Source organism: Mycobacterium sp. pV006 (assembly GCF_041287115.1).
Classification (GTDB): domain Bacteria; phylum Actinomycetota; class Actinomycetes; order Mycobacteriales; family Mycobacteriaceae; genus Mycobacterium.
Genome location: NZ_JBGGKT010000001.1, coordinates 675,406 through 691,867 on the forward strand (window position 1 = coordinate 675,406; position 16,462 = coordinate 691,867).

General features: G+C 67.1%; 15 protein-coding genes. 9 read left to right on the top strand and 6 right to left on the bottom strand.

Annotated features, from left to right (window positions below; translation table 11 throughout):
• Positions 1 to 6 precede the first annotated feature (6 nt).
• Positions 7 to 1,614 carry an adenylate/guanylate cyclase domain-containing protein gene (locus tag ACAG25_RS03220; RefSeq protein WP_370486810.1) on the top strand — a complete coding sequence of 536 codons (1,608 nt, stop codon included), beginning with the start codon at positions 7 to 9 and terminating at the stop codon, positions 1,612 to 1,614.
• On the opposite strand, the gene ACAG25_RS03225 is transcribed toward ACAG25_RS03220, so the two are convergent.
• Positions 1,611 to 2,000 (bottom strand): Zn-ribbon domain-containing OB-fold protein, encoded by a 390-nt coding sequence (locus ACAG25_RS03225; protein ID WP_370486811.1) that lies wholly within the window; start codon positions 1,998 to 2,000, stop codon positions 1,611 to 1,613. The genes ACAG25_RS03220 and ACAG25_RS03225 overlap by 4 nt on opposite strands.
• A gap of 15 nt (positions 2,001 to 2,015) precedes the next feature.
• Positions 2,016 to 3,182 carry a thiolase family protein gene (locus tag ACAG25_RS03230; protein ID WP_370486812.1) on the bottom strand — a complete coding sequence of 389 codons (1,167 nt, stop codon included), beginning with the start codon at positions 3,180 to 3,182 and terminating at the stop codon, positions 2,016 to 2,018.
• A gap of 225 nt (positions 3,183 to 3,407) precedes the next feature.
• On the opposite strand from ACAG25_RS03230, the gene ACAG25_RS03235 reads away from it, so the two are divergent.
• The 4 genes from ACAG25_RS03235 to ACAG25_RS03250 all read left to right on the top strand — a co-directional run bounded on the left by ACAG25_RS03235 (position 3,408) and on the right by ACAG25_RS03250 (position 9,071).
• Complete coding sequence (locus ACAG25_RS03235) at positions 3,408 to 4,499, top strand: acyl-CoA dehydrogenase family protein (RefSeq protein ID WP_370486813.1); 1,092 nt, start codon at positions 3,408 to 3,410, stop codon at positions 4,497 to 4,499.
• Between the two features lie 3 nt (positions 4,500 to 4,502).
• The gene (locus tag ACAG25_RS03240; protein WP_370486814.1) at positions 4,503 to 5,705 is read left to right on the top strand and encodes an acyl-CoA dehydrogenase family protein; all 1,203 of its coding nucleotides are present in this window, start codon (positions 4,503 to 4,505) and stop codon (positions 5,703 to 5,705) included.
• Positions 5,706 to 5,712: 7 nt separating this feature from the next.
• Positions 5,713 to 8,064 carry a CoA transferase gene (locus ACAG25_RS03245; RefSeq protein WP_370486815.1) on the top strand — a complete coding sequence of 784 codons (2,352 nt, stop codon included), beginning with the start codon at positions 5,713 to 5,715 and terminating at the stop codon, positions 8,062 to 8,064.
• Positions 8,065 to 8,138: 74 nt separating this feature from the next.
• Complete coding sequence (locus ACAG25_RS03250; protein ID WP_370486872.1) at positions 8,139 to 9,071, top strand: LysR family transcriptional regulator; 933 nt, start codon at positions 8,139 to 8,141, stop codon at positions 9,069 to 9,071.
• 7 nt (positions 9,072 to 9,078) lie between these two features.
• Here the strand turns inward: ACAG25_RS03250 and glsA are convergent, their stop codons facing one another.
• From glsA to ACAG25_RS03270, 4 genes are read right to left on the bottom strand one after another with little or no spacing between them, the layout of a single operon-like run.
• Positions 9,079 to 10,359 carry a glutaminase A gene (gene glsA, locus ACAG25_RS03255; protein ID WP_370486816.1) on the bottom strand — a complete coding sequence of 427 codons (1,281 nt, stop codon included), beginning with the start codon at positions 10,357 to 10,359 and terminating at the stop codon, positions 9,079 to 9,081.
• A 32-nt stretch (positions 10,360 to 10,391) separates the two neighbouring features.
• A complete protein-coding gene (locus ACAG25_RS03260; protein ID WP_370486817.1) occupies positions 10,392 to 10,985 on the bottom strand; it encodes a carboxymuconolactone decarboxylase family protein in 594 nt (197 codons plus the stop codon).
• 40 nt (positions 10,986 to 11,025) lie between these two features.
• Positions 11,026 to 11,490, bottom strand: coding sequence for a hypothetical protein (locus ACAG25_RS03265; protein WP_370486873.1), 465 nt, complete (start codon positions 11,488 to 11,490; stop codon positions 11,026 to 11,028).
• A gap of 14 nt (positions 11,491 to 11,504) precedes the next feature.
• A complete protein-coding gene (locus ACAG25_RS03270; protein ID WP_370486818.1) occupies positions 11,505 to 12,884 on the bottom strand; it encodes an SRPBCC family protein in 1,380 nt (459 codons plus the stop codon).
• 196 nt (positions 12,885 to 13,080) lie between these two features.
• Here ACAG25_RS03270 and ACAG25_RS03275 point away from each other — a divergent pair, with 196 nt between their 5' ends.
• The 4 genes from ACAG25_RS03275 to ACAG25_RS03290 all read left to right on the top strand — a co-directional run bounded on the left by ACAG25_RS03275 (position 13,081) and on the right by ACAG25_RS03290 (position 16,308).
• Positions 13,081 to 13,587, top strand: a complete 507-nt coding sequence (locus ACAG25_RS03275; protein WP_370486819.1) for a hypothetical protein — start codon at positions 13,081 to 13,083, stop codon at positions 13,585 to 13,587.
• A 4-nt stretch (positions 13,588 to 13,591) separates the two neighbouring features.
• Entirely contained in the window at positions 13,592 to 14,191 is a 600-nt protein-coding gene (locus ACAG25_RS03280) for a TetR/AcrR family transcriptional regulator (RefSeq protein ID WP_370486820.1), read from the top strand.
• 121 nt (positions 14,192 to 14,312) lie between these two features.
• Entirely contained in the window at positions 14,313 to 15,935 is a 1,623-nt protein-coding gene (locus tag ACAG25_RS03285) for a DNA-3-methyladenine glycosylase 2 family protein (protein ID WP_370486874.1), read from the top strand.
• Positions 15,826 to 16,308: a methylated-DNA--[protein]-cysteine S-methyltransferase gene (locus tag ACAG25_RS03290; RefSeq protein ID WP_370486821.1), complete on the top strand. Its 483-nt coding sequence runs from the start codon at positions 15,826 to 15,828 to the stop codon at positions 16,306 to 16,308. The genes ACAG25_RS03285 and ACAG25_RS03290 overlap by 110 nt, the downstream gene beginning before the upstream one ends.
• The last annotated feature ends 154 nt before the right edge of the window (positions 16,309 to 16,462 follow it).

The following is a 16,462-nucleotide window of genomic DNA, read 5'->3' on the forward strand; positions in this document are numbered from 1 at the left end:
GGGACGATGAACGCCACCAAGAGCGTGCCCCACCGGCTGGGCCGGATCCTGGAGACACTGACCCGCCAGAGCGGGCGGATCGGGACACCGGACTACGGTTCCTGGCTGCTGGGCAAGCCCGAGGAAAGCCAGAGCCGGCGGCGTGTGCGTATCCAGATCATCCTGACGTTCTTCATCTTGTTCACCAACGTGCTCGGTATCGCGGTGTCGTTGTTGCTCAACGCCGTGGCCATCCCGGTGCCCAGTGTGTTCACCGACGCCCCGGCGTGGTTGACGTTCGGCGTCACCCCCGCCTACATGGTGCTCGCCCTGATCTTCGGCACGGCGTGGATCACCTCACGCACCGTCAACACGCTGCGCTGGGCGGTCGAGGAGCGGCCCCCCACGCGCGAGGACCAGCGCAACGTGTTCCTCGCCCCCGTCCGGGTCGCACAGAAGCTGCTGCTGCTGTGGGGCATCGGCGCGGTGCTGCTGACCTTGCTCTACGGTCTGCACGACACCGCGTTCATCCCGAGGTTCCTGTTCGCCGTGGGTTTCCCGGGCATCGTGGTGGCCACCGCCTGCTACATGATCACCGAGTTCGCGCTGCGACCGGTGGCCGCCCAAGCCTTGGAGGCGGGTCGCCCGCCCCGGCGGCTGGCGCACGGCGTGATGGGCCGGACCATGACGGTCTGGCTGCTCAGCTCCGGTGTCCCCGTCCTGGGCATCCTGCTGCTGGCGGTGTTCACGTTGTCGATGGGCAACCTCAGTGCCACGCAGCTCGCGGTGGCCGTGATGATCATCGCGATCATCGCGCTGATGTTCGGGTTGGTCCTGATGTGGCTGCTGTCGTGGCTGATCGCGACCCCGGTACGCGTGGTGCGCTCGGCGCTCAAGCATGTGGAGGACGGCGACCTGGACTGCAATCTCGTGGTGTTCGACGGCACCGAACTCGGCGAGTTGCAGCGAGGCTTCAACTCGATGGTGCACGGACTGCGCGAACGCGAACGGGTGCGCGACCTGTTCGGTCGGCACGTGGGCCGTGAGGTGGCGCTGGCCGCCGAGCAGCAGCAGATCGAGTTGGGCGGCGAAGAACGTTACGCCGCAGTGGTCTTCGTCGACATCACCGGATCCACCCAGCTGGTCACCAGTCGCCCCGCCACCGAGGTCGTCGAGGTCCTCAACCGGTTCTTCGACGTCGTCGTCGACGAGGTCGACAAACACCACGGGCTGGTGAACAAGTTCGAGGGCGACGCGGTGCTCGCGGTGTTCGGTGCGCCCGTCACGCTGGAGCACGCCGAGACCGAGGCGCTGGCCGCGGCCCGAGCCCTGGCCCGTCGGCTCCGCGACGAGGTGCCGGAGTGCCCGGCCGGAATAGGCGTCGCCGCCGGACAGGTTGTGGCGGGCAACGTCGGCGCCAAGGAGCGATTCGAGTACACCGTCATCGGCGAGCCGGTCAACGAAGCCGCTCGGTTGTGCGAACTGGCCAAGAAGGAACCCGGGCGCCTGCTCGCCTCAGCAGAGGCGGTCGACTGTGCCGAGGAGGCGGAGCGCGCCAAGTGGACCCTCGGCGACACGGTCACGCTGCGCGGCTACGACGAACCGATCCGGTTGGCCACTCCGGTCGAGGACTAGATGACCGTGAAGTACGGGATCGCCTCACCGTCGTCGCCGAGCACCTGGAACGCGAACCGCACGCGGACGCCGAACAGGTCGGCGTCGGGATCGGCTTCGGGAAGCGAGGTCCACCACCACGGTCCCTCGTCGAGTTCGACGATGCCGACCGGCAGGCGGTGGACGACTCCGTCACCGCCGCGTTGGTGGACCACCGACCAACTGATGACGGTTCCGGTACCGGCCGCCGCGACGTAGGTGTAACGCTGCGGATCGACGGAGACGTCGAACTGCGGGGAGAGGAACTCACCGGTCATGGTGTCGCGCACCAGCAGGAACTCACCGCGTTTGGCGGCGTCGAAGAACTGCGCCGACGCGGCGTCACGCTGAACGGGGAAGATGGGCATGACTTTTCGTGCTCCTCAGTTGTCGGTGCCGAGCACCAGCGTCGAGTGGTAATCGAGGATCCCGCCGTTGCCCGAGACCAGGACGCGGTCGTGGTCGGCGACCTGACGGTCCCCACCCTGCCCGCGGGCCTGGACGACCGCTTCGTGCAGCGGGGTCATCCCCCACATGTAGAACGCGCTGAGCTCGCCGCCGCCGGTGTTGAACTTGAGCGTGCCGTTCGGTCCGATCATCCCGGGCTGCGCCATCGCCGGCCCGCCCTCACCCTTGGGGACGAACCCGTAGTCCTCCAGCGTCAGCAACGCGGTGAAGGTGTAGCAGTCGTAGATCTGCGCCACCCCGATCTCGTCGAGACTGGTCTGCGCCATCTTCAATGCTGCCGGACCCGACTGCGCGGCGCCGCTGACCAGGCCGAAGTCATCGTTCCGCAGACCGGACCGGCCGGGATGGGCCTGGGCCCAACCCAGCACCCGCACGGGTGGCTGACGCAGCATCCGGGCACGTTCCAGCGAGGTCACGATCAGCGCGACGCCGCCATTGCTGACCAGGCAGCAGTCGAACAGATGGAACGGCTCGGCGATGTAACGACTTTCGTGATACTCCTCGAGCGTCAGCGGGGTCCCGTGGAACTGGGCGAGGGGGTTGCGCTGCGCCCAATCCCGTTGAGCCACCGCGATGTGGCCCAACTGGTCGCTGGTGGTGCCGTACTTCTTCATGTGGCGTCGCGCGGCCAGCGCGTACATGGTGGTCGGCGACATGATTCCGTTGGAGGCGGTGATGCCGTCGAAACCGCGGGGCAGCGAGCGGCCACCCGAGTACGCCGCCGACGATCGCGACTTCTCCTTCAACGGAGTGTCGGCCCACACGATCGCCACGGCATTGGCCATTCCGGCCTGGACCGCCATGGACGCGTACTGCACCATCTGGCCGGCCGTGGACCCGAAGCCCTGCATCGTGGTCAACAGCTTCAGGTCGCGCAACCCGAGCGCATCCTGCAACTCCAGACCCACGCGGGCTTTGATCCCGCCCGAGACGAGCAGTCCGTCGATCTCGTCGAGCCGCAGACCGGCGTCGGCTGCGGCGAGGCGGACCGCCGAGGCGGCGAACTGGCGGGCGGTCTTTCCGTAGACCTTGCCCTGCTCGGTGATCCCGAGGCCGGCGATGGCCGGTGTGACGACGCTCATCGAACGATGCTGCTCCCTGCTCGTGGTCGCGAAGACTGGCGGCACCGATTCTGGGGGCGGCGATTCCGCGGTGTAAACGACCCAAGGGCTCACCGGTACATGCGCGCTTGGGACATGCGCGCTGTCACGATGTCCCAAACGGAAACGCATCGGTGTCGCGATTCGTGATGTACACCGCGACCTCCAGCACCGAGCATGGGGGCAGCGACCAGGAAGGCGGTTGGGATGACCATCAGTGTGGCCGAACGCGCAGAGCTGCGCACGGCGGTCGGAGAGCTACTGCGCGACAAGTGCACCGAGGAAGACGTGCGCCGCGCGATGGTCTCCGAGGACGGTTTCGACCGTAACCTCTGGCAGCGCCTGGCCGAGCAGGGCGTGCTCGGCATGCTCGTCGACGCCGACCACGGCGGCCTGGGGTTCGGCGCGCTCGAGGTGGAGACCGTCGCCGAGGAGACCGGTGCGGCGCTGCTGCCGGCGCCGTTCATCTCCAGTGCGGTGCTCACGGTCGCCCTGGTCCGGGCCGCGGGCAGCGCGCAGGACAAGCAGCGGCTGCTCCCCGGACTCGCCGACGGGTCGGCCATCGGCACCGTGGCCCTGACGGGCAGCGCCGGGACGTGGACACCGGAAGGTGTTGCGGTGACCGCCGATTCACAGGGCGCGTTGAAGAGTGAAGCACACTACGTCACCTGGGGGCAGGTCGCCGACGTGATCCTCGTCGTCGCGCGCACCGACGACGGTGTCGGCATCTTCGAGGTCGCCGCCGACGCACCGGGTTTCCAGCGTTCGGCGGCAACGGTTTTCGACCCGACGGTGCGGCTGTCGACATTCACCTTCGACGGCACCCCGGCCCGCCGCCTCGGCGACGCCGGGTGGGAGGCCGTGCAGGAGGCCCTCGACCTCACCGTCGTCGCCCTGGCCGGTGAGCAGGCGGGCGGCACCCGCCGCATCTTCGACATCACCATCGAGTATCTCAAGACCCGGTTCCAGTTCGGCCGGGCCATCGGCAGCTTCCAGGCGCTCAAGCACATGGCCGCCGACCTGCTGTTGGAGGTCGAGTCCGCCACCTCCGCTGCTCAGAACGCCGCGGCGCAGTTCGAGGACGAAGAGGCCCGCGCGGGAGCGGTCGCGTTGGCCGGGTTCGCCTGCGCGGAGGCATACGTGACCACCGCGATGCAGGCCATCCAGATGCACGGCGGTATCGGCTTCACCTGGGAACACGCCTGCCACCTGTACGTCCGCCGGGCCCGCAGCGGCCTGCAACTGTTCGGCGACTCGAGCTCGCACCGCGAGCGTTACCTGCTCTCGAAAGGCGCATGAGTCATGAGCGAGATCAATCTGCCCAGCGCAGAGGACCTGCGCACCGAGGTCCGCGAGTGGCTGGCCGCGAACTGGGCCGGCGTCACCCTGCCCAAGTCCGACGACCCCTGGGTCAGCTCCCCCGAGCGGATCGCCTGGCTGGAGAAGGTCGTCGCGGCCGGCTACGGCGCCCCGACCTACCCGACGCAGTGGTACGGCCGCGGTTACCCGAACAAGCTGGCCAAGGTGATCGCCGAGGAATTCCGCGCGGTCGATGCCCCGGGTGCCTGCCAGGACAGGTTCTCCATCCCGGCCAACACCACGCTGGCATTCGGCACCGAGCAGCTCAAATCCGATCTGCTGCACGAATTCCTGACCGAGAAGTCGCGCACCTGTCTGCTCTACAGCGAGCCGGGTGCCGGCTCTGATCTGGCCGGTGTGCGCACCACCGCGGTCCGCGACGGTGACCAGTGGATCATCAACGGCCAGAAGGTGTGGACCTCGGGCGCCAAGACCTCCCAGTACGCGCTGCTGATCGCCCGCACCGACTGGGATGTGCCCAAACACAAGGGCATCACCTTCTTCATCGTGCCGATGAATCAGCCCGGCATCGAGATCCGGCCGCTGGTACAGATCACCGGTGACGCGCATTTCAACGAGGTGTTCATCACCGACGCCAAGGTGCCCGACGCCTACGTGGTCGGCGGCGTCGGCAACGGATGGCGGGTGCTGCAGACCGCACTGGCCGTCGAACGCTCCATCATGGGTACCGGAACCAGCCTGCACCGCAAGCAGTCCCGCGGAAACAGCCTGGTCGAGATGGCCCGCACCCACGGCAAGCTGGACGACGCTGCGATCCGCAAGTCGCTGGCCGACGTGCTGGCACTGCGAGAACTGAACAGCCTCAACAACGCCCGCGCCAAGGCCGAGGCCAAGCAGGGCACCGCCAGCCCGGTCATGTCGCTGGGCAAACTGGCGACCTCGCGCATCCTGCACGCCGAGGCCCGGCTCAAGACCGACATCATCGGGGCCGACGCGCTGCTGGCCGGACCGGACAACGCCGAGGCCGACGAGGTGAACTTCCTGACGCTCAACGCCTTCTTCACCTCGATCGGCGGCGGCACCGATCAGATCCAGCGCAACATCATCGGCGAGCGGGTGCTCGGTCTACCCAAGGAGCCCGAGGTCGACCGCGACGTCCCGTTCCGCGAGATCCGGAAGAATTAGAGCAGCAATGAGCAGCCCGAAAAATTACGACCCGCCGCTTTCCGGCGTTCGGATCCTGGACGCCTCCTCGGGCCCGATGACCGGCGTGGGCCGCCTGTTCGCCGACCTCGGCGCCCACGTCACCGTGGTCCGCCTGCCCGGTATCAGTGACGAGACGACGGTCGGCCCGTTCGTCGACGAGGTCCCGATCCAGACGGCGATCGACCGCCACGGCCTCGACGTCGTCGACATCGACCTGTCCTCGGAGGCGGACCGGCAACGGTTCTCCGAGTTGCTCTCGGACACCGACATTCTGATCGAGAACAGCCGGCCAGGCTCTGCTGCCGAGGCCGCGTTGTCGGTCCGCGCCATCCGCGCCCAGCACCCCGCGCTGGTGGTGCTGTCGATCAGCGACTTCGGCCGCGACAACGACTACCGGCTGTGGCAGGGCACCACCCCGGTGTTCCACGCGCTGACCAGTGAGCTGTCCCGGTCCGGGATCCCCGGCCGGGAGCCGCTGGTCCCGCCCGCGGAGTTGCCCTATCAGGTCGCGGCCGCGCAGGCCGCGGTGATGACCCTCGCGGTCTATCTGGACCGGTTGCGCACCGGGGAGGGCGATCTGATCGACTTCTCGGTGCTCGACGGTGCGATGCAGACACTGGATCCGCCGTTCGGTACGGCCGGCAGCGCGTCGGCCGGGGTGGCGCTCAGCGCGCAGCGCCGCGACTGGAACGCCGAGAAGCAGCGCTACCCCATCATCGCGTGCAAGGACGGTCACGTCCGGATCTGCATCCTGGCCAAGCGTCAGTGGCGGGGCATGTTCGAATGGATGGGCAGCCCTGAGGAATTCGCCGACCCCAGCTACGACAAGCTCGGAAAGCGTTTCCACTCACCGCATCTGCTGGAGGCGATCGAGCGGTTCTGCGCGGACAAGACCCGTTCGGAACTCGAAGCCCAGGGGCAGGCACACGGTGTGCCGACCGCGGCCGTCCTGACTCTGGCCGAAGCGCTCAACGCCGAACATTTCTCCGAGCGTGGGTTCTTTCGTGACGTCGAGCTCGCACCAGGGGTCGTGGCTCCGGTGCCGGTCGGCGTCGGTGAGATCGACGGACAGCGCGCCAGCACGCTCGACGTCGAGCGCACAAGCAGTCCCCGCCCGCACAGCACACCGCTGCTCGGCGCCCGCGAGCGCGCCGGTCAGGGGCTGCCGCTGGAGGGGATCCGGGTGCTCGACCTCGGCGTCATCGTCGTCGGCGCGGACACCGCGCGATTGTTCGGCGACCTCGGCGCCGACGTCGTCAAGATCGAACACTCGGCGCACCCGGACGGGCTACGGGTCGGCAAGCTGACCTCGATGACGCAGCCGTTCGCCGCCGGCCACCGCAACAAGCGCTCGATCGGTCTGGACCTGCGCAGCGCTGAGGGCCGCGAATTGGCGCACCGCCTCGTGAAGATGTCCGACGTGGTCCTGACCAACTACAAACCCGGCGTCGCCGAGGCGCTCGGAATGGACTACGAGACACTGAAAAACGTCAACCCCGAGGTGGTCGTCGTCGACAGCTCGGCGTTCGGGCCGACCGGCCCGTGGGCCAAGCGGCTGGGCTACGGCCCGCTGGTGCGGGCTGCCGTCGGGTTCACCAACCTGTGGGTCTACCCCGGTGAGTCCGAGACGTTCTGCGACACCATCACCGTCTACCCCGACCATGTCGCGGCGCGCATCGGCACGCTCTCGGCGCTGGCGCTGCTCCTGCGTCGAGAACGTACCGGCACCGGAGGGTCGGCCAGCATCTCCCAGGCGGAGGTGATGCTCAGCCATCTGGCCGCCGACATCGCCGCCGATGCCCTTCGACGTGCCGGACACACTCGCCGCGACGACGCTCGGCGCGGGCCGTGGGGTCTGTTCCCGGCCGCCGGCGACGACAGCTGGATCGCGGTCACCGTGCGCGATGACGCGGACCGTCGTGCGCTGCGCGCAGTGTTGGAAGTCGCACCCGACGAGGACGATCGGCTCGACGATGCGTTGCGCGCGTGGACGTCCCAGCGATCGGCAGTCGAGGCGATGGAGACGCTGCAGGCCGCCGGGGTGCCCGCCGGCGCCGCGCTGGCCGTCCACGAGGTCCCCGGGTGGGGCTACTACGAACAGCGTCGCGCGTTCCGGGAAGAACTTCACCCGTACGGTGCCGAGCCGTTCATGATGGAGAACGTCCAGATCCACTGCGCCCACGTCGCGGATCCCCCGTTGGGCCAGGCGCCGCTGCTCGGGGAGCAGACCGCCGAGATCGCCGCCGAATTGCTCGGTCTGGACGACGACGAGATCGCGGCGCTGCACGAGCGCGGAGTGTTGGAGACGCCGCAGGTGGAGACCACCGATCACGCCTGACCGGGTGTCGACGTGCCGATCTCGTAGCATGCGAGGGGGTGGCGAACGCCCACCACACCCCGAGTGCGGCAGGAATGGACATCGACTTCACCAGGCTCCGGTATTTCGTCGCCGTCGCCGACGAACTGCACTTCAAGCGCGCCGCGGACAGGCTGATGATCACGCCCCCGCCGCTGAGCAAGCAGATCAAGCTGCTGGAGAAGGAACTCGGCGGACCACTGTTCGAGCGCGGCTACCACGAGGTGCGGCTCAGCCCCCTCGGTGAGCGGTTGATCGGCCCGGCCCGCGAGATCCTGCGCCAGGTGGAGGACTTCAAGGCGGCCGCCAGACGTGGTGTGGCAGGACTGGCGCCGGTCCGGCTGAGCGCCACCGCCTACGCCCCGTCGGACCTGCTGGCACAGGTGGAGACGGCGTTGGCCGAGCTTCCGACACCCACCGAGTTCAGTGTGCCCGGTTCGGCGGCCGAGGTGACGGCCAAGCTGATCGCCGGGCAGGCCGAGCTCGGTCTGATTCATCTGCCCGCGTCCGACAAGCGGTTGCGGTACCGGGTGGTGGCCAGCTACCAGGGCGCGATCGCGGTGCGGTTCGACGATCCGCTGGCCGGCCGGGACGTGGTGGCTGTCGAGGAACTGCGCGACCGCGAGGTCGCCATCGACTTCGCCCGGCCCAACCCCGTGGTGCTGGCCGGGATGACGCGCCTGCTCAACCAGCGCGGTGTCCACCGCATCGTGCGCACCACCAACCAGCGCGGGGGTGAAGTCGAGATGGCCACGCAGGTGTTCAACCGTCACCTGGTGGCCGTGGTGAGCTACGCGCCCGACTCGTTCATCGGCAAGATCTTCTCGCCGCCGGAGTTCAAGCTGATCCCGATCGACGAAAGCACCTGGGCGCCGGCGGACATCGCGCTGGCCTGGGTGCCGGAGCGCGTCGGGGCCCGCTTGTCCGAGGTGGAGTTGCTGGTCGGACAGATCGCCGAACGTCTGGCACCGGTGCACCGCGGAGCCTGAGCCGCCGCTACTGGTTGGGCCGCAGCCATCTCTGCGCCGCGTTGAGGGCATCGTCTACCGCCGGGAACCGGATGGTTCCGAGGTCCGCGTCGGAGCGCAGGACCGCACCGTCGGGATCCACGAGAAACGCCTGTTTGCCTTCTGCCCGGAGTTGCGCGCCCAACTCGTCGAGCATCCCTCGCGCCGCATCGTCGATGTCGTCGACGCGCGACACGTCGAGGATCGCCGCGTCGAATCGGTCGCGTTCACGGTCGACGATCCGCACGACCTGCTCGGCGCCGCTGAACAGCAGATCGCCGTGAGTTTCGTAGATTCTGATGCCGGCGCTCGGCTCGTAGACGTTACGCAGCGTGGTACGTGAATCCCGCCGCACCGTCAGGAAGTGCAGCCCGAGTTGCTCGGAGAGGCTGCGGCACACCAGAACTCCACGAACACTGTGCCCTTTGCGATCCAACCGGGGCGAGTACACCCCGATGCCGAGCTGGCCTGGCAGCACCGCGACGATGCCGCCGCCGACACCGCTCTTGGCCGGCATGCCCACCGCACTGACCCAGTCCCCCGCCGCGTCGTACATCCCGCACGTGATCATCACCGACATCGTGCGTTTGACCACCGCCGCGTCGGTCACCCGCCGGCCTCGTGCGTCCACCCCACCCCGGGCCAGGGTGGCGCCCATGGCGGCCAGGTCGGTGGCCGTCACCCGCAACGAGCACTGCCGGTAGTAAACGTCGAGGACGTCATCGGGATCGTCGTCGAGTACACCGAAGCTCTCCAGCATGTACCCGATGGCCCGGTTACGGCTGCCGGTGGCCTTCTCCGACCGGTACACCTGGTCGTCGAGTTCGAGACGCCTCCCGACGAAGGCCGAGTAATAGTCCTGGATCAGCGCGAACTTCTCGTCGGGCGACGATCCCGGAACCAGTGAGACCGCCGCGATGGCACCGGCGTTGATCATCGGGTTCTTCGGGATCTTGGTGCCGCGGTCGACACTGATCTCGTTGAATGCTTCTCCGGAGGGCTCGACACCGATCTTGGTGTCCACGGCCTCGACGCCGATCTGATCGAGTGCGAGCGCATAGGTCAACGGTTTCGATATCGACTGGATGGTGAATTCGCAGGAGGCGTCCCCGGATTCGTAGCCGAAGCCATCCGCCATCGACAACGAGAGCGCGAACTTGTCGGGGTCGACGCCGGCGAGTTCGGGAATGTAGTCAGCCAGGACGCCGTCGTCGATGGAGGCGTGTTCGGCGCGGATACGGTCCAGGTACCGCTGCACCAACTCGGCCATGAGCGCGAGTGTAGGTGACGCGCGCGTATCCGCTAGTCCTGACCGAGGCGGGCGCTCCCGGCGGGCGGGTCCAGACGCCAGGTGTCGAACGCCATCGCCAACAGCGCGTAGGTGCCGACGACGAAGATGAGCTCCATCGCCTGGTGTGTGCCGAGTTCCTCGGCGAGGCGATTCCAGGTTGCTTCTTCGGCACGACCTCTTGCCAGCAGTTCGTCGGTGGCGTCGAGCACCAACCGGTCGGTACCGGTGAACCCGTCATTGCCTTCGGCCAACTGCGCGATATCCGCCTCGGGGACCCCGCCTTCGGTTGCGACCTTGTTGTGCTCGCCCCAGAAGAACGCCGAGCCGCGCGTATGCGCGACCCGCAGGATCGCCAATTCCCGCAGGCGGAAGGGCAATTCCCCGCGTTGCAGCAGCCAGCCGTTGTATGCCAGGAAGCGGCGGGCCATCTTCGGGTGACGTGCGAGCAGCCCGATGATGTCGAACTTGAGGGGGTCGGCGGCATGGCCTGAACCGGCACGGGGCACCTTCTCACCTGGTAGGCCGAGAAGCGCACCGAACGCGGCGTATTCGTCGTCACCCCATTCGTCGGCGGTCAGAGGCGCGAGCAGCGGATCGGTACTCATGTGCGCCGCCCGCCGTTGACGGGGATGACGTGCCGGTCGGTCAATTCGCCTCCCCGGCACCGTCGAAACTGGGTACAGGCGCGGAGTCGGGCAGCTGCATCTGCAGATACACAGCGACATAGGTGATCTTGTCGTCCGTGTCGAACTCATAGACCGACAGGGTGTTCACCACACTGCTGAAATCACCGATCCGACTACGCTCCTCGAGTTCGAGGAACGCCACATCCTCCGATTCGGTGAGCCGCTTGAACGAGCAGTCCCATTCAGACGACTTCGCCCAGTTGGTCAGGAACTCGGTGTATTCGGCCCAGTTCATCACTTCCTTGAACGGGCCGATACGTACGAAGTCGTCGACGGCGATCAGTTCGGCCAACGGCGCCCAGCTCTCCGTGGAGAACCCGGGTTCCTTCGCACTTTTCACCAGTCGGCCCATGGTCTGGCTGTATTCCAGCACCGCCCGCGACCGGCCGGTCGCGCCGCGCAGCGCGTCCTCGATGGTGGTCATCGCCGCCTCGGTGCTCACGCGTGCTCCTTCGTGTCGGCGTCGGCCATGAAGCGGTCCACCACGGAGTGGAAGTGTGCGATGACGACTTCCTCTTTGACCAGCGACATGTGGTCGAGCCGGTTGTTGCGCAACCCCTTCTGCTGCCGCGGCATCTGCTCGTAGTCCTGCTGCAGCGCCTCGAAATACTTGTGGCTGCCGGGTGTGTCGACCACGATCGCTTCTGCCCGCACCGCGTCGCGGAACTCCTCGGGCACATACATGTAGCTCGTCACGTGCCAGATACACCGGTTGGGGTCGCCGCTGGGGTGGGGCCTGGACATGATGACGTGGCATTCACCGGCGCGCACAGTCATGAAGTAGTTCGGAAACAGCACCCAGCCCTGGTTGTCGACCATCTGTGAATCGGTCAGACCGCTGACGTCGAGGCCCATCCCGGTGAGTACCTCTCGGGTGGCCTGTTGCAGGAGGGCGCGCGGGGTGACGTCGTCCGGGAACGTGACCTTTCCATCCTCGTCCTGATACGGCGCGAGCAGCTCCTGGAAACGCGGTATGACCGCGACGGTTCCGGGGAAGGTCTCCGGCAGGGCCAGCATGCCCTCCACCTGTTCCTGCGCGCTGGCACCGGTGACTTCGAACGGAGCCATTGCGACGCTGTGCTTTTCGAAGAACCGATACCGCGTGGTTCGTGGATTGATGTGCAGCACCGCAAGCAACTGTGGGTGGATTCCGTTGATGTGGTAGCCCTCTTCGAAGGCGTCCATCACGACTTTCCAGTTGCACTCGATCGCTTCGGTGACGTCCATGACCGTGGTGAACTTCTCGATGTTGTACGGCTCGAGCAGGGTGACGACGTCTTCGCCGAGGTAATCGCGCAGCGGCTCGGCCGCGGGATCGGGGTTGAGGAAGATGAAGCCGGCGAAGGTGTCGACCGACACCGGTAGCAGTGAGTTCTCGGTCTTGTCGATGGGGCCGGCGAGGTTCTCCCGCAGCATCCCCTTGAGCTTGCCTTCGAGGTCATACGACCAGAGGTGGTATTGACACAGGAATCCGCGCTTGGCATTCCCGGTTTCGGTCATGCACAACGCGTTGCCGCGGTGGCGGCACGCGTTGACGAACCCGCGGAGTTGCTCGTCCTTGCCACGCACGATGATGAACGACTGATCCAGGATCTCGTACTTCTTCCAGTCCCCCGGCTTCGGGAGGTCCTCGACACGACCGGCGATCTGCCACGTGCGATTCCAGATCGCGTCCCGCTCCCGCGCCGCGTAATCCGGGCACGTGTACCGCTCGGTGGGGATGGTCATGTTGAACGTCCCGGGCGCCACATCGTCCAGGCCCAGCCCGAGTCCCGAGTCGGGTTCGAGCCAATCACCAGGGCGGGTCATCGGCATCATGGCAGTCCTCCTTGGTCGACGTCGATCACTGCAGCGGGTCGGCGGTCCGACGAGGGCTGTGCGGACACCGATGCGCGTGATTCGGCAGACTGTCACCCGTACGGTGTGACATGACTCACCATATACAGGTGCGTATCTGTAATACAAGGATGTATACAGTGGTAGAGATCACACACTCAGCTGAGAAGGTCCGGCCATGACTTATCGCGTGCACGTCGTCACCGACAGCGTTTCGGAGGCCATTCGTCAGGCCGGTGGTCTGATGTTCGATCGCCGACGCGCGGGTTGGGACGTGGTCGTGACCACGCAGGACCACGGCGCCTTCCGGCCGTTGGCGATCCTGGGAGTCCGAGTGGTCGTCCCGGGCCTGCGGGACGACCACGATGAGCGATCAGCCGAGGACCCCTGCACCGTCCTCGCACCGTTCGGTACGCAGCCGGACGACGGCCGCACGCCGACCTCTCTCCCGGACCAGGACCTGCTCTGGTGGCCGCAGGGCGGTGCCGCTCGGCCGTCGCCGCTTCACATCGTGCGACACGATCTGAGCGCGGCGGCGCGGGCTTTCAAGGACCAGGCGCTGCGATGCGTCGGTTGTCTCTCGGACACCGAACCGTTCGAGGTGTTCTGGACCCGCGGCGCCGTCGGTGCGGTCGGCAGCCGCGAGTGGGCCGACGCACGGTCGCTGACGTTGGTGGGAAGATAGCCGAGTGGCCGAACGCTGGACCAAGGAGCGCCGAACCGAGCACACCCGGCAGATCCTGCTCGACGCCGCCGAGGAGGTCTTCGCCCGCAAGGGCCTGACCGGTGCGGCGCTCGAAGAGATCGCTGAGGTTGCCGGTTTCACCCGCGGCGCCATCTACTCGCAATTCGGCGCGAAGGAGAAACTCTTCCTCGAGGTCGTCGACCGTCAGCGTCAGCGGTTTCTCGATGGCTTCGCCGAAGTCATGATGTCCTTCCATCGACTCAGCGACGTCGACATCGACGGATTGGCCGACCGGTGGCGCCAACTGAGCAGCGGCACCGACCGCGCCGCACTGGGTTACGAGCTGACGCTGTTCCTCCTGCGCAACCCCGATGCGCGCGATCGAGTAGCCGGGCAGCGTCGTGAAACCGTCCGCGCGTTGGGCGAATTCATCAGCAAGAACGTGGCCCGCATCGGGGGCACTCTGACCATCGACGCGGAGACCCTGGCGCGGGTGGTGCTGGCCGCCAACAACGGCATCACCCTCGACAGCCATCTCGACGGCGAGGACCTCTACCGCCCGTATCTGCAGCTGGTCATCGGCAGCATCCGGGTCGCCGAGTAGAGCTGACGCGCCGCAGCTGAGTTACTCCCCGCGCTCCGCCGCCTGCGTCACTTCCGCGGCTCCGCCGCGATGTCGCATTTCCGCTAGTGCCCGGTATGCACGACGTGGGATCGTCATGGAGATGCACACCGACTTCGACCGCTGTCACCGCGCCGTCCGATCCAGGGACGCGCGATTCGACGGTTGGTTCGTCACCGGCGTGCTCACCACGCGGATCTACTGCCGCCCGAGCTGCCCTGCTCGGACGCCCTTGCCGCACAATGTGCGCTTCTACCCCACCGCGGCAGCCGCGCAGCGCTCGGGCTTCCGCGCCTGCAAGCGGTGCCGGCCGGACGCGTCGCCGGGTTCTCCGGAATGGAATGTGCGCGGTGATGCGGTTGCTCGCGCCATGCGCCTGATCTCCGACGGCACGGTAGACCGTGAAGGAGTCACCGGCTTGGCGGCGCGGGTCGGTTACACCGTGCGCCAGCTCGAGCGCTTGATGCAGGCGGAGTTGGGCGCCTCACCCCTGGCCTTGGCGCGGGCCCAGCGCGCTCAGATGGCACGCGTGCTGATCGAGACGACCGACATGCCGTTCAGCGACGTCGCCTTCGCCGCAGGTTTCACCAGCATCCGCCAGTTCAACGACACGGTGCGCGAGGTCAGCGAACTGACGCCGACGATGTTGCGGACACGGGCCCGCGCACGCTTCGGCCGCGACGACGTCCACGCACCGGGCGTGATGACATTGCGGTTGCCGGTGCGTCAGCCGTTCGCCTTCGAGGGCGTCTTCGGCCACTTGGCGGCTACCGCCGTCCCCGGCGTCGAGGAGGTACGCGACGGCGCCTACCGCCGTACGCTGCGCCTGCCACACGGGGCGGCGGTCGTCAGCCTCACACCGCGGCCCGACCACGTCCGATGCCGACTGGTGCTGGATGACTTTCGGGACTTGTCGGCGGCGATCGCGCGTTGCCGCCGATTGCTCGACCTCGATGCGGACCCGGTCGCCGTGGTGGAGACGCTCGCCGCCGACCCTGCGCTGGCACCGCTCGTCCTGAAAGCACCGGGACAACGGATACCCCGCACCGTCGACGAACACGAACTCGCCTTGAGAGTCGTGTTGGGACAACAGGTCTCGACCGCTGCGGCCCGCACCCACGCCGGACGCCTGGCCAAGGCATATGGCACACCTGTCGCCGACCCGGAAGGCGGGCTCGCCTATGTGTTCCCGTCGACAGAACAACTCGTCGAGGTCGATGACCGACACCTCGCCATGCCGGCGGCCCGGCGGCGGACGGTCGCCGCGCTGATCGAAGCGCTGACGACCGGCGCCCTGATACTCGACGGCGGCTGCGACCGGGACGAGGCCCGAAAGGCTCTGCTCGCGCTGCCGGGCATCGGGGCGTGGTCTGCCGAGATGATCGCGATGCGTGGTCTCGGGGACCCGGACGCGTTTCCGGCCGCCGACCTGGGCGTCCTCGGGGCGGCGCAGCGCCTCGGGCTACCGTCCACACCGCGCGCCCTGGTCGAGCACAGCGATGGTTGGCGGCCATGGCGTTCGTATGCGACACAACATCTTTGGACGGCGCTGGATCACGTCGTCAACCAGTGGCCACCGAAGGAGGGGCATGATGGGAAGCGTGCGATTTCGGACGATGGAAAGCCCGGTCGGCGTGTTGACGCTGGCCGGCACCGACAACCGACTGTCACACCTGCGGATGGTCGATCAGACCTACGAACCGGACCGAGCGAATTGGGTGCCTGACCCCACCGCATTCGAGGAGGCCGTGAGCCAACTCGAGAGGTATTTCGCCGGTGAACTGCAGCGGTTCGATCTCGAACTCGACATGCAGGGGACGGCATTTCAGCGACGTGTGTGGGATGCGCTGCTGACGATCCCGTATGGGCAGACCCGCTCGTACGGGGAGATCGCGAAGCAGATCGGCGCACCCGGAGCTTCACGCGCGGTGGGTCTGGCCAACGGTCACAACCCTGTCGGCATCATCGTGCCGTGCCACCGGGTCATCGGCGCCAACGGGAAGATGACCGGATACGGCGGAGGCATCGAGCGCAAGAAACTGCTCCTCGGTCTGGAGAAAGCCCACGCCGCGTCGCCGGTCCCGACATTGTTCGGCTGATCCAGACGCTGGCGAAAGTCGACTGACGCCACAAATGCCTGTGGCCCCCAAGCGAATTGGGGGCCACAGGACTTCAATTTGTGTTCGGCGGTGTCCTACTTTTCCGACCGTGTGGTCAGTATCATCGGCGCTGGCAGGCTTAGCTTCCGGGTTC

Bases quoted from the DNA above. Each gene is read 5' to 3' on its own strand.
- ACAG25_RS03240 (WP_370486814.1), top strand. From the start codon at position 4,503: ATGAGCGAGATCAATCTGCCCAGCGCAGAGGACCTGCGCACCGAGGTC.
- ACAG25_RS03245 (WP_370486815.1), top strand. From the start codon at position 5,713: ATGAGCAGCCCGAAAAATTACGACCCGCCGCTTTCCGGCGTTCGGATC.
- glsA (WP_370486816.1), bottom strand. From the start codon at position 10,359: ATGGCCGAGTTGGTGCAGCGGTACCTGGACCGTATCCGCGCCGAACAC.
- ACAG25_RS03230 (WP_370486812.1), bottom strand. From the start codon at position 3,182: ATGAGCGTCGTCACACCGGCCATCGCCGGCCTCGGGATCACCGAGCAG.
- ACAG25_RS03220 (WP_370486810.1), top strand. From the start codon at position 7: ATGAACGCCACCAAGAGCGTGCCCCACCGGCTGGGCCGGATCCTGGAG.
- ACAG25_RS03265 (WP_370486873.1), bottom strand. From the start codon at position 11,490: ATGACCACCATCGAGGACGCGCTGCGCGGCGCGACCGGCCGGTCGCGG.
- ACAG25_RS03260 (WP_370486817.1), bottom strand. From the start codon at position 10,985: ATGAGTACCGATCCGCTGCTCGCGCCTCTGACCGCCGACGAATGGGGT.
- ACAG25_RS03275 (WP_370486819.1), top strand. From the start codon at position 13,081: ATGACTTATCGCGTGCACGTCGTCACCGACAGCGTTTCGGAGGCCATT.
- ACAG25_RS03235 (WP_370486813.1), top strand. From the start codon at position 3,408: ATGACCATCAGTGTGGCCGAACGCGCAGAGCTGCGCACGGCGGTCGGA.
- ACAG25_RS03285 (WP_370486874.1), top strand. From the start codon at position 14,313: ATGCACACCGACTTCGACCGCTGTCACCGCGCCGTCCGATCCAGGGAC.
- ACAG25_RS03250 (WP_370486872.1), top strand. From the start codon at position 8,139: ATGGACATCGACTTCACCAGGCTCCGGTATTTCGTCGCCGTCGCCGAC.
- ACAG25_RS03270 (WP_370486818.1), bottom strand. From the start codon at position 12,884: ATGATGCCGATGACCCGCCCTGGTGATTGGCTCGAACCCGACTCGGGA.
- ACAG25_RS03225 (WP_370486811.1), bottom strand. From the start codon at position 2,000: ATGCCCATCTTCCCCGTTCAGCGTGACGCCGCGTCGGCGCAGTTCTTC.
- ACAG25_RS03290 (WP_370486821.1), top strand. From the start codon at position 15,826: ATGGAAAGCCCGGTCGGCGTGTTGACGCTGGCCGGCACCGACAACCGA.